At 71.5% G+C, this 12,145-nt stretch carries 11 protein-coding genes; 10 read left to right on the plus strand and 1 reads right to left on the minus strand.

Annotated features, from left to right (window positions below; translation table 11 throughout):
• Positions 1–264: 264 nt before the first annotated feature.
• From fliF to ACFHNC_RS14200, 8 genes are read left to right on the plus strand one after another with little or no spacing between them, the layout of a single operon-like run.
• Positions 265–1,968, plus strand: a complete 1,704-nt coding sequence (gene fliF / locus ACFHNC_RS14165) for a flagellar basal-body MS-ring/collar protein FliF (protein ID WP_437169874.1) — start codon at positions 265–267, stop codon at positions 1,966–1,968.
• A complete protein-coding gene (gene fliG, locus ACFHNC_RS14170; protein ID WP_437169875.1) occupies positions 1,965–2,963 on the plus strand; it encodes a flagellar motor switch protein FliG in 999 nt (332 codons plus the stop codon). The genes fliF and fliG overlap by 4 nt, the downstream gene beginning before the upstream one ends.
• Positions 2,960–3,574, plus strand: a complete 615-nt coding sequence (locus tag ACFHNC_RS14175) for a hypothetical protein (RefSeq protein ID WP_437169876.1) — start codon at positions 2,960–2,962, stop codon at positions 3,572–3,574. Before fliG ends, ACFHNC_RS14175 begins: the two co-directional genes overlap by 4 nt.
• Positions 3,571–3,891: a flagellar motor switch protein FliN gene (fliN, locus tag ACFHNC_RS14180; protein ID WP_437169877.1), complete on the plus strand. Its 321-nt coding sequence runs from the start codon at positions 3,571–3,573 to the stop codon at positions 3,889–3,891. Before ACFHNC_RS14175 ends, fliN begins: the two co-directional genes overlap by 4 nt.
• Positions 3,892–3,895: 4 nt before the next feature.
• Complete coding sequence (locus tag ACFHNC_RS14185; protein ID WP_437169878.1) at positions 3,896–5,281, plus strand: sigma-54-dependent transcriptional regulator; 1,386 nt, start codon at positions 3,896–3,898, stop codon at positions 5,279–5,281.
• A 4-nt stretch (positions 5,282–5,285) separates the two neighbouring features.
• Positions 5,286–7,349, plus strand: coding sequence for a flagellar biosynthesis protein FlhA (gene flhA / locus ACFHNC_RS14190; RefSeq protein WP_437169879.1), 2,064 nt, complete (start codon positions 5,286–5,288; stop codon positions 7,347–7,349).
• Positions 7,346–8,242, plus strand: a complete 897-nt coding sequence (locus tag ACFHNC_RS14195; RefSeq protein WP_437169880.1) for a GTP-binding protein — start codon at positions 7,346–7,348, stop codon at positions 8,240–8,242. Before flhA ends, ACFHNC_RS14195 begins: the two co-directional genes overlap by 4 nt.
• A complete protein-coding gene (locus tag ACFHNC_RS14200; RefSeq protein WP_437169881.1) occupies positions 8,239–8,976 on the plus strand; it encodes a cellulose synthase operon protein YhjQ/BcsQ in 738 nt (245 codons plus the stop codon). Before ACFHNC_RS14195 ends, ACFHNC_RS14200 begins: the two co-directional genes overlap by 4 nt.
• Here ACFHNC_RS14200 and ACFHNC_RS14205 read toward each other — a convergent pair.
• Entirely contained in the window at positions 8,962–10,167 is a 1,206-nt protein-coding gene (locus tag ACFHNC_RS14205; protein ID WP_437169882.1) for a tetratricopeptide repeat protein, read from the minus strand. The two genes, ACFHNC_RS14200 and ACFHNC_RS14205, sit on opposite strands and share 15 nt — an antisense overlap.
• Positions 10,168–10,196: 29 nt before the next feature.
• Here ACFHNC_RS14205 and ACFHNC_RS14210 point away from each other — a divergent pair, with 29 nt between their 5' ends.
• Positions 10,197–11,366, plus strand: a complete 1,170-nt coding sequence (locus ACFHNC_RS14210; RefSeq protein WP_437169883.1) for an OpgC family protein — start codon at positions 10,197–10,199, stop codon at positions 11,364–11,366.
• Positions 11,363–12,139: an SGNH/GDSL hydrolase family protein gene (locus tag ACFHNC_RS14215; RefSeq protein WP_437169884.1), complete on the plus strand. Its 777-nt coding sequence runs from the start codon at positions 11,363–11,365 to the stop codon at positions 12,137–12,139. Before ACFHNC_RS14210 ends, ACFHNC_RS14215 begins: the two co-directional genes overlap by 4 nt.
• The last annotated feature ends 6 nt before the right edge of the window (positions 12,140–12,145 follow it).

The following is a 12,145-nucleotide window of genomic DNA, read 5'->3' on the forward strand; positions in this document are numbered from 1 at the left end:
CCAAATCATTGCCTCAAGCGCCGGCGAGGCCTCCGGCCTCCTGGCTACGCGCCATCGGGCGCGGCGGGCGCAGGCTGAACTGCGGCGACTGAACGTCGCCGCAGGCACAGCCCACCCTCGCGACAAATCTTCCCGGCATTAACCGCGCCGTTACCCCGCACCCGGCAGAACCTGCCGAGCCGGCATGATCCGGCCTGGGGATGGCAGGATGCGATCGGCGGGGCATGGCGCGAGGGGCGCGGCAGGAATGTGCGGAGGCGGCGCATGGGGGCGCTGACCGCGCAGCTTCGCGCGCTCGGGCCGCTGCGGCTGGCAGCGCTGGTCGGTGTCGGCCTTGCGGTGCTCGGGCTGGTGGCGATGCTGGCGATGCGCGCCTCCGACCCACCGATGGCCCTGCTGTACGGCGACCTCGACCCGCGCGATGCCGGGCAGATGGTGGCCGCACTGGAACGCGCCCGCATCCCGCATCGCCTGGCCGCCGGTGGCGCGCAGATCATGGTGCCGGAGGCCGATGTGCCCCGCGTGCGGCTGCTGCTGGCGCGGGATGGGCTGCCGAGCGGCGGGTCCGTCGGCTACGAGATCTTCGACCGCGGCGAAAGCCTCACCACCACGCCCTTTCAGCAGGATGTGAACCGGCTGCGCGCGCTGGAGGGTGAACTCTCCCGCACCATTCGCGGCCTGTCCGGCGTGCGTCAGGCCCGCGTGCACCTGGTGCTGCCGCGGCGCGAACCCTTCTCCCGCGAGCGTGGGGAGGCGCAGGCCAGCGTGGTGCTGACCATGCAGGGATCGCAGCGGCTGGACCGCGAAGGCGTGCAGGCCGTGCTGCATCTGGTGGCCGCTGCCGTGCCCGGCCTGCGCCCGCAGCAGGTCTCCATCGTCGACAGCCGCGGTGAGCTGATGGCCCGCGGCGGCCAGGCGCTGTCCGGCCCCGCCGCCGCGCAGACGGCGGAGGAGCTGCGCCGTGCAACGGAGCTGCGGCTGGCGCGTGCGGTGGAGGAATTGCTGGAACGCACCCTCGGCCCGGGGCGGGTGCGCGCGGAGGCCTCGGTCGAGATGGATTTCGACCGTGTGCAGACCACGGAGGAACGCTTCGACCCGGAAAACCAGGTCCCGCGCAGCACCCAATCCGCCACCGAGAGCAACCGCAGCGGGGAGGCCGGCAACGTCACTGTCGCCAACCAGCTTCCGGGCGCCGAAGCCGCCGCCGGCGGCAGCCGGACGGAGCAGCAGCGGCAGGAGGAGACCACCAATTTCGAGATCGGCCGCACCACGCGGAATGTGGTGCGCGAACAGCCGGCGCTGAGGCGCCTGTCGCTGGCCGTGCTGGTGGATGGCATCTGGGAACCGCAGCCGGATGGCGCGCCGCCACGCTTCCGCGAACGCAATGCGGATGAGATCGGCCGCATCATGTCCCTCGCCCGCTCCGCCGTCGGCTTCAACGAGGAACGCGGCGACAAGGTGGAGGTGGTGAGCCTGCGCTTCGCCGAGCCGCCGCTGGTGGATACGGCGTCGGACGGCTTCAGCATTCTGGGCCAGGCGGTGCCGCCCTCGCTGATCGGGCGGCTGATCGAAAGCAGCATCCTGGCGCTGGTGGCGCTGGCCGCGATCCTGCTGATCGGCAAGCCGGTGACCAACCGCCTGCTGCTCGCCATGGCACCACAGCCGGTGCTGGTGGGCATCGGGCCGGACGGCACCACCGTGACCTTCACCAGCGCGGCGGAAGCGGCGCTGGCACAGGCGAACGGCACCATCACCAGTGCCGCCCAGGTGGCCGGGCCAAACGGCACGCCGCAAATCCAGCAAAGCGAAGCGGCGGCCGAGGAGGAGGACGCAATGGTGAAACTGTCCCGTGTCGAGGGCCAGATGCGCGCCTCCGCCCTCGCGGCGCTGGCGGAGATGGTGGACAACAACCCCGATGCCGCGGTGACCGTGATCCGCCGCTGGCTGGCCCCGGCGGACCCGTTATGAGCAGCACCCTGACTGGCCCGCAGAAGGCCGCCACGCTGATGCTTGCACTCGGCGAGGATCATGCGGCGAAGATCTTCACCCGCCTGCATGAGGACGAGATCCGCGACCTGTCGCTGGCGATGGCCGCGCTCGGCTCCGTCAGCGCCGGCACGGTGGAAACGGTGGTGGCGGAATTCGCCAGCCAAATCGGCCAGGCCGGCCACCTCGTCGGCTCCTACGAAAGCACGGAGCGGATGCTGCTGAAGACGCTGCCGAAGGAGCGCGTCGCCCAGATCATGGAGGAAATCCGCGGCCCCGCCGGCCGCACCATGTGGGACAAGCTGGGCAATGTGAATGAGGCGGTGCTGGCGAACTACCTGAAGAACGAATACCCGCAGACCGTGTCCGTGGTGCTGTCCAAGGTCCGGCCGGACCATGCGGCGCGCGTGCTGGCACTGCTGCCGGAAGGCTTCGCCATGGAAGTGGTGATGCGGATGTTGCGGATGGAGACGGTGCAGAAGGAAGCGCTGGAGGGCGTGGAACGCACGCTGCGCATGGAGTTCATGTCCAACCTCGCCCGCGGTTCGCGCCGCGATGCGCATGAGGTCATGGCCGAGATCTTCAACAACCTGGACCGCGCCGCGGAAGGCCGCATCCTGTCCGCGCTCGAGGAACGTTCCCGCGAAAGTGCGGAGAAGATCCGCGCGCTGATGTTCACCTTCGACGACCTGCAGCGGCTGGACCAGCAGGGCATCCAGGTGCTGCTGCGCGCCGTGCCGAAGGACAAGCTGACCCTCGCCTTGAAGGGCGCGTCGGAAACGCTGCGCGACATGTTCTTCCGCAACCTGTCCGAGCGCGCCTCCAAGCTGCTGAAGGACGATCTTGCGGGCATGGGTCCCGTCAAGCTGCGTGAGGTGGATGACGCGCAGGCACAGATCGTCGGCATCGCCAAGGATCTGGCGGCGCAGGGCCAGATCCAGATCGCCGATGGGCGCGACGACGAGATGCTGGCATGAGGCACGCGTTGCAACTGCCGGACCTCGGCGCACCACCGCCGCCCCCGCCACCGCCGCCACCGGACCCGGAGGTGCTGCTGGCCGAGGCCCGCGCCGCCGGCTTCGCCGAGGGCCGCGAGGCGGGCCATGCGGCGGGGTTGAAGGACGGCCGCGCCGAACAGGCAAAGGCGCAGGAAGCGGCAATCCAGGGCGCCCTGGAACGCATGACCGCGCTGCTGGCCGATGCCGCCGAGGCGGGCCGCGCGGTGGCCACGGAATCCGCGCAGGCGCTGGCGGAACTCGTGATGGAGGCGGTGGATTTCGGCCTGCCTGGTGCGGCCGAAAGGCTTGGGGCGGATCTCGTGCCCCGCCTGGTCGTGCCGCTGCTGCCCGCCATCGCCGACCGGCCGGAGGCGGTGCTGCATGTGGCGCCTGATCTTGCCGCCGCAACGGCGGCGCGGATGCCGCCCGGCGGGCCGGAAGTGCGCGGCGATGCCGCGGTCGCGCCCGGCGATGCACGGCTGGCGTGGCGCGACGGCGCGCTGGTGATCTCGCTGGATGCACGCCGCCAGGCGATGGCCGAAGTGCTGCGGAATGCTGGGCTTGCGACGAAAAGGGAGAACACGCCATGAGCGGGCAGGACGGCTTCGAGGCGGTCCCGGCGACGGAGGCGCAGCAGGGCACAAGCAGCAGCGGCCCGCGCGACCTGGATGCGGTCTATGACATTCCGGTGCAGGTCAGCGCCGTGCTCGGCCGCGCCACCATGCAGGTCTCGCAGCTTCTCAAGCTCGGCCGCGGCGCGGTGGTGGAGCTGGATCGCAAGCTGGGGGAGGCGGTGGACATCTACGTCAACAACCGCCTCGTCGCGCGTGGCGAGGTGGTGATGGTGGATGACAACCGGCTCGGCGTGACCATGACCGAAATTGTCAAGTCGGACCGGGGCGGCTGAAGCGATGGCACGCCTGCTGATCATCGGCTCCCTCGAAGGCGAGCTTGGCGCCGCCGCGCGGGTTGCCATCGCGCGCGGGGCGAAGCTGGGCCATGCGGAAGGCGTCGGCGCCGGGCTGGAACGGCTGCGGGTGGAAGGCGCCGATCTCGCACTGGTCGATCTGCGGCATGATGTGGTGTGGCTGGTGCAGGCGCTGGCCGCCGAGCGCATCGCCTGCCCCGTGGTTGCCTGCGGCCGCGCCGAGGATGCGGATGCGGCGGTGCGCGCGATCGAGGGTGGGGCGCGGGATTTCCTGCCGCTGCCGCCGGATGCGGACCTCATCATCGCCATGCTCGAAGCCGCCGGCGCGGCACCGCGGCAAGATGCGCCGCTGGCGCGCGACCCGGCGATGGCGACGCTGCTGGGGCGCGTGGCGCAGGTGGCGCGCGCCGAGGCCTCCGTCCTGCTCACCGGCGAAAGCGGCACCGGCAAGGAAGTGATGGCGCGGCACCTGCACGCGCTGTCCAAGCGCGCACGCGGCCCCTTCGTCGCGCTGAACTGCGCGGCGCTGCCGGAGACGCTGCTTGAATCCGAATTGTTCGGCCATGAAAAGGGCGCCTTCAGCGGCGCCGTGGCCGCGCGCAAGGGCAAGTTCGAACAGGCCGAGGGCGGCACGCTGCTGCTGGATGAGATCGGCGAGATGGACCCGCGGTTGCAAGCCAAGATTCTGCGCGTGTTGCAGGAACGGGAGGTCGATCGGCTGGGTGGTGGCGCGCCCTGCAAGGTGGATGTGCGGATCATCGCCGCGACGCATCGGGACCTGCTCAGCGAAGTCGCGGCCGGACGGTTCCGGGAGGATCTGTTTTTCCGCCTCAACGTGGTGGCGCTGCGGATTCCGCCGCTGCGCGAACGCCCCTCCGACATCCTGCCGCTGGCCGACCATTTCGCCGCCCGCTACGCGCAGGTGAACGGCCTGCCGGAACGCATGCTGGCGCCGCTCGCACGCCACCGGCTGATGGCGCATTCCTGGCCCGGCAATGTGCGCGAGCTGGAGAACGCCATCCACCGCGCCGTGCTGCTGGCCGAGGGCCATGAGATCGGGCCGGAGGCGATCGAGCTGTCACAGCCCGCGGCGCATCACGCCGCCACCCCCGCCACCGCCAACGCCACGCCCACCGCCGCGCCACCCGGCCAGGTCGCATCCCTGGTCGGCCGCAAGGTGGAGGAGGTGGAGCGGGAGCTGATCCTGGAAACACTTTCCCATTGTCTCGGCAATCGCACGCGGGCGGCGGAGATTCTCGGTATCTCGATCCGCACGCTGCGCAACAAGCTGGGTGAGTACCGCACCGCCGGCATCGCCGTGACGCCGGCTCCGGGCCAGCCGCCGACGCCTTTGCAGATCGCCGTCTGATCGCATGGGAAGCCTGGTAATTCCCGCCTGGCTGCTGCGCGCCCGGCCAACGGGTGACGTGGCGCTCGGCCTCGGCGTTGTCATGCTGGTGGCCGTGCTGGTGGTGCCGCTACCGGCCTGGCTGATGGATACGGGGCTGGCGCTATCCATCACCGCCTCCGTACTGGTGCTGATGGTGTCGCTGTTCATGACGCGGCCGCTGGACTTCACCAGCTTCCCCACCGTGCTGCTGCTGACCACGCTGCTGCGCCTGGCACTGAACGTCGCCACCACCCGCGCCATCCTGACCAATGGGCATGAGGGGCCGAACGCCGCGGGGCATGTGATCTCCGCCTTTGGCGGATTCCTGATGGGCGGCGATGTGCTTGTCGGAATCATCGTCTTCGCCATCCTGCTGCTGGTGAATTTCGTGGTCGTCTCCAAGGGTTCGGGCCGCATTGCGGAAGTCGCGGCGCGGTTCAGCCTGGATGCGATGCCGGGCAAGCAGATGGCGATCGATGCGGATCTGTCCGCCGGGTTGCTGACGGAGGACCAGGCGCGGCTGCGGCGGCGCGAGCTGGAGGAAGAAAGCAGCTTCTACGGCGCCATGGATGGTGCGGCGAAATTCGTCCGCGGCGATGCCATCGCCGGCCTCGTCACCACGCTGATCAACCTGCTGGCCGGCATCGCCATTGGCACCATGCGCCAGGGCCTGCCCTTCGGCGAGGCGGTCACCACCTATTCCATGCTGACGGTGGGCGATGGGCTGGTGGGCCAGATTCCGGCGCTGCTGGTTTCGCTGGCCGCCGGCATCGTCGTGACCAAGGGCGGCGTCGAGGGCCGTGCGGACCAGGCGCTGTTGCTGCAACTCGGCGGGGCCAAGCCGCTGCGGCTGGCAGGCGGGGCCGCGGTGGTGATGGGGCTGCTGCCTGGCATGCCGCTAATCCCGTTCCTCGCCTTGGCAGGTGCCGCCCTTTACGGCGCGCATCTCCAGGACCTCGCCGCGCGCGCCCGGCGCGCCGTGGCGGAGGCCCCGCCGCCACCGCCGGGCGAACCGCCGGCCAGTGATGCGCTGAAGATGGACCTGCTGCGGCTGGAGCTGGGTTACGGCCTGCTGAGCCTCGCCGCCGGCGATGCGCCGCGCCTGTCCGAACAGATCCGCACGCTGCGCAAGACCACGGCGCAGGAGCTGGGCTTCGTGCTGCCCAGCGTCCGCATCCAGGACAATCTGCAACTGCCAGCGGACACCTACGTCATCCGGGTGAAGGAGATCGAGGCCGGGCGCGGTTCGCTGAAGCCGCCGCTGCACCTCGCGATCGACCCCTCCGGCAACCCGCCCGCCTTGCCCGGGGAGCGTGTGCAGGAGCCCACCTTCGGCCTGCCCGCCGCCTGGATCGAGGAATTCCGGCGCGAGGAAGCGCTAGCCCTTGGCTGCACCGTGGTGGATGCCGCCGGCGTGCTGGCGACGCATCTGACGGAAGTCACCCGCGAAAACATGCCCGAGATGCTGTCCTTCGCGGAAACCCAGAAGCTGCTGGACGAGATGCCGCCGGAGCATAAGCGCCTGGTGGCAGACCTCGTGCCGGCGCAGGCCAGCATCGGCACGGTGCAGCGGCTGTTGCAGGCGCTGCTGGCGGAGCGGGTTTCCATTCGTGACCTGCCGACCATCCTGGAAGGCATGCAGGAAGCCGCGGCCAGCGGCGCACGCACGCTCAGCCCGATCCTGGCCATGGTGCGGATGCGCCTCGCGCGGCAGATCAGCGATGCGGCGCGCGGGCCGCAGGGCTATGTGCCGATCATCGCCCTCTCGGGCGAATGGGAACAGGCCTTCGCCGAGGCGCTGGTCGGCCCGGGCGAGGAAAAACAGCTCGCCATGGCACCCTCGAAGCTGTCCTCCTTCATGACGGCGCTGCGCGGCGCCTTCGATGCGGCGAGCAGCCAGGGCGAACCTGCGGTGCTGGTCTGCTCCGGCAGCATCCGCGCCCATGTCCGCGCCGTGGTCGAGCGTTTCCGCCCGGCCACCAGCGTGCTGGCGCATAACGAGATTCATGCGCGGGCCCGCATCCGCACGATCGGCACGGTTCAGTGAAACTACGGGTCATCCGCGCGGCGCGCATGTCCGACGCCATGGCACAGTTGCGTGCCGAGTTGGGCGAGGATGCCGTACTGCTTTCCACCCGCCGCATCGCCGGCGGGGTGGAGGTGACGGCGGCGCAGGACCAGGATGATGAGCCACTGATGATCGCACCGGGTGCGGTGCCCAGTCATCGGGCCATCCCGCCCGACCTTGCGCGCCACAACGTGCCGCCGGCGCTGGCGCATCGGCTGGCGGAGGGGCGGCTGGCGGCGGCGCTGGAGAGCGTGCTCGGCTTCGCCCGCCTGCCGCTCGGCCCGGCGCCACTGCTGCTGGCCGGCCCGCCGGGCGCGGGCAAGACGCTGACCACGGCCAAGCTCGCCACCCGCCTGGTGCTGGCCGGCACGCCGCCGCTGCTGGTCTCCGCCGATGGCCGCAAGGCCGGCGCTGCCGAACAGCTTGCCGCCTTCGCCCGCGTGCTGGACCTGCCGCTGGCCATCGCCAATGGCCCCGCCGCGCTGGGCAAGGCGCTGGCGCGGCGCAGCACCGGGCAGCCGGTGCTGGTGGATTTGCCCGGCTGCGACCCCTTCGACCCCGCCAGCGCCCGTTTCCTGGCGGCGATGCTGGAGGTGGCGAAGGGCGCCTGCGTGCTGGTGCTACCCGCCGGGCTGGACCCGGATGAGGCGGCGGAAACCGCGGGCGCCTTCCGCCTGCTCGGCTGCCGGCATCTGCTGCCGACGCGCCTCGACAGTGCACGCAGGCTCGGCAGCGTGCTGGCCGCCGCCGCGGTGGGCCTGCCGCTGACCGAGGCCGGCACCGGGCCGGATGCCTCGGGCGGGCTGGAACCCTTGACGCCGGAGGGGCTGGCGCACCGCCTCGCGACCCCCGTGAGGCAGGAGAGAACATGACAGGACGGATCATCGCCGTCGCCTCCGGCAAGGGCGGCGTCGGCAAGACCTGGCTGTCCATCACTCTGGCGCATGCGCTGGCCGAACAGGGCCGCCGGGTGGTGCTGATGGATGCGGATCTCGGGCTGGCCAATGCGGATGTGCAGCTCGGCCTGAACCCCAGGCGGGACCTCGGCGCGGTGCTGGGCGGCGTGGCGGTGGCGGAGGCGACGCAGGCGCTGCCGGCAGGGTTTCATCTGTTGGCCGGGCGGTCCGGCAGCGGGGCGCTGGCCGGGCTGGCGGGGGCGGAGCTGGATGCGGCGCTGGCCTTGCCACGGCGCCTGGCCGCGCGGTTCGAGGATGTGGTGGTCGATCTCGGCGCGGGGGTGGAGGCGCCGCAGCGCCGCCTGGCCGCGCTGGCCGATGTGCTGCTGGTGGTGGCGACGGAGGAACCGACCAGCCTCACCGATGCCTATGCCGTGTTGAAGCTGCATGCGCAGGATGCGCCGCAGGGCGATGCGCGGCTGGTGGTGAACCTGGCCGGCACGGTGGCCAGCGGCCAGCGCACCCATGCGACACTTGCTGCCGCGGTGCGCCGCTTCCTGGCGCGCGACCTGCCGCTGGCGGGCGTTGTGCGGCGGGATGCGAAGGTGCCGGAGTCCATCCGCCACCAGACCCCGTTGCTGACCCGCCACCCCGGCTGCACCGCCGCGCTGGATTTGCGGGCGCTCGCGCGCGGGCTACAGGCGGCGTAGCACCAGCAGCACGCCGGCCACCGGCGTGCCCTTCTCCTCCCGCAGCGGCGCATCCTGCCGCGCCGCCAGTACAAGCCCCGCGGCGGTGGCCAACCCCAGGACATGGGCGGGGTCGTGCCGGTAGCGCAGCCCCTCCCCCAGCGCGAAGGGGGCGCCCTGCCCGGCCTCGATGCTGAAAGCCGCCACGCCGCCCGGCGCCAGCGCGCCGGCGATGCCGGCCAGGGCAGGGGCGAGGTCGCCCAGGTAGTTCAGCACATCCACCGCCGCGACCAGATCGAACCCGGCCCGCCGCGCGGCGAGGAAATCGACCAGATCGGCCTCGTGCAGCGCATCGTACAGCCCGCGGCGGCGGGCTTCCGCCAGCATGCGGGGCGACAGGTCCAGACCCTCCAGCCGCCGCGCCCAGGGCTTCAGCGCCAGTCCCGAAAGCCCGGTGCCGCAGCCCAGGTCCAGCACCCGGTGCCCGCCATCCGCCGGAATCCCTGCCTGCGCCAGCAGCGCCGCCAGCAATTCGGGCGTGCGGTAGTGCAGCCGGTCCTGCAGATCGGCGTCGAAGCGCGGCGCGTATTGGTCGAACAGGTCGCGCACATAGGCCGCTGGCGCACGGTCCGGCGCCGCCTCCGCCCCCAGCGCCGCCAGCAGGAAACGCGCCTGCGCGGCGAGTGCCGGTGGCAGGCCGGGCAGCGCCAGCACACGCCGCGCCGCATCCTCCGCGCCATCCTGCCCGGCCTCCCGCAACGCATGGGCCAGGGCGAGCCAGGGTTCCGGCGCCTGTGGCGCCATCTGCACGGCCTGTTGCAGCGGGGCGATGGCCGCCGCGGCCTGGCCCAGCGCGCACAGCGCCTGGCCGAGGTTCCGCAACGCCGTCGCATCCGCCGGGCGGCGGGCCAGCGCCGCGCGCAGGGCCTCGACGGCGGCCTCGAGCTGTCCGGCCTCGGCCAGGGTGGCGCCGCGATTGGCCAGGAACACCGGGCTGTCCGGCTGCACCGCCAGGGCCTGGGCGGACAGCGCCAATGCGAATGCAAGGTCACCGCGCTGGCGGGCGGCAACACCCAGCAGGTTCAGCGCATTGCCGTCCCCCGGGCGCAGCTTCAGCACGCGGCGGTACAGCCGCTCCGCCAGCGCCAGATCGCCGCGCTGGTGCCGTGCCGCCCCTTCCTGCAGCAGGTCGTCAGCCGATGCTTGCGCCAAGCCCTGCCCTTCCGCGATGCTGTCTGCGCATGTCTTCCCCCTCCGCCTCCACCCCCGCCCCTTCCTCGCGTGACATCCGGGTGGATTTCCTGCGTGGCCTGGCGCTGTGGTTCATCTTCATCACCCACACGCCGGGCAATCTGCTGGCTCACGGCACCCTGCGCAACGTGGCCTTCTGCGATGCGACGGAGGTCTTCGTGCTGCTGGCGGGCTATGCCGCCGGCATCGCCTATGGCCGCATGCTGGAACGCGATGGCTGGCCGACCGCCGCGGCCCGCATCGTCGGCCGCATGGGCACGCTGTATGTGGCGCACATCTTCCTGTTCGTGGTCTTCGCGGCCCAGGTCGGCTTCTCCGCCGCCGCGCTAGACCAGGCGGCCTATCTGGACGAGCTGCATCTCGACCCCTTCGGCCAGGAGCCCTATCGCGCGCTGCTGCAGGCACTGCTGCTGCACTACCAGCCCGCCTTCCTCGATATCCTGCCGCTGTACATCGTGGTGCTCGGATTGTTCGCGCTGACCCTGCCGCTGATCCGGCACCCGGCCTGGCTGCTGGGCCTGTCGGTTGCGCTGTATGCCGCCATCCGCGTCAGTGGCTTCAACCTGCCGAGCTGGACCGGCGGCGGCTGGTTCTTCAACCCCTTCGCCTGGCAGCTTCTGTTCGCCATCGGCGTGGTGCTGGGTCGCGCCGATCCGGCGGCGCTGGCGCGGCGGCTGCCCTGGAACCGGGGGCTGGCGGTGCTGGCGGGTTTGCTGCTGCTGGCCTGCGCCGTGGCGCTGAACCTGGCCTGGCACGGGCCGGGCTTCGGGCTGTACGCACCGGAATGGCTGGCATCGGCCATCGCGACCGTGGACAAGGCCGGGCTGCACCCGGCGCGACTGGCCTCCGTCCTGCTGCTCGGCTGGCTGGTGGCGCATCTGATCCCGCGGCAGGCGCCCTGGTTTTCGCGGCCGGTGCCGGCAATGTTCGTGCTGATGGGGCAGCAGGGCCTGGCGGTGTTCTGCGCCGGCATCTTCCTGTCCTTCCTCGGCCGGCTGGCACTGGAAATGGCCTCGGGCCTCGCCGGGCATGTGTTGGTGAACCTGATGGGCCTCGCGGCGCTGATCGCAGTCGCCGTGGTCTCCGCCTGGTATGGCGGTGAGGGCAAGCGGGCGCGCAAGCCCCCCTTGCCCGCCGCGCCGGGTATCGTTACGCCATGAGCACCATGTCCCGCATGCCCCAAGCATTGCTGCCCCTGCTCGCCCTGGCCGGTGCGCTCGCCTGGGTCCCGGCACGGGCCGCGGAGGTGGCCTGCGGCGCACCGGCGGAGGCGATGGAAGCCGCGCCGATGGCCGGCGTCTTCGCCGCCCTGTCGCATACCGACCTCCGCATCCTGGTGGTGGGCAGCGCCTCCACCCAGGCAGGCGGCACATCCGGCCGCGCGGCAACCTGGCCGGAGCGGTTGGGTGCCGTGCTGGCCGACCGGGTCGCGCCGGTGGCCGTGACGGTGGAGGTGTTCGGCCGGCGCGGCACCACCGCCGCCGACCATGCCCGCATCCTCGCCGAACAGGGCCCGCGACTGCGGCCGCACCTCGTCATCTGGCAACTCGGCACGGTGGAGGCCGCACGCGGCCTTCCGGTGGAGGAGATGGCGGAGACGGTGCAGAATGCCGTGGCCCGGCTACGCGCGGTGCGCGGTGAGCGCACGGATGTGGTGCTGATGGACCCGCAATTCTCCCGCTTCCTGCGCGCCAATGCGGATGTGGAAAGCTACCGCAACTGGCTGCAGGTTTCCGCCACCGCCAGCGGCGCCCAGCTATTCAGCCGCTGGGCGATCATGCGGCACTGGGTGGAAACGGAGAAGCTGGACCTGGAACGCGCGCCGGCCGCGCAACGGGTGGCGCTGGCGGATCGCCTGCATGACTGCTTGGCAAAGGCGATGGCGGAGTTCATCCTGGATGGCGCGCAGCGCGGGCGGCGATCGCCCCCCTGACCGGCA

Source organism: Falsiroseomonas sp. E2-1-a4 (assembly GCF_051433165.1).
GTDB lineage: Bacteria > Pseudomonadota > Alphaproteobacteria > Acetobacterales > Acetobacteraceae > Falsiroseomonas.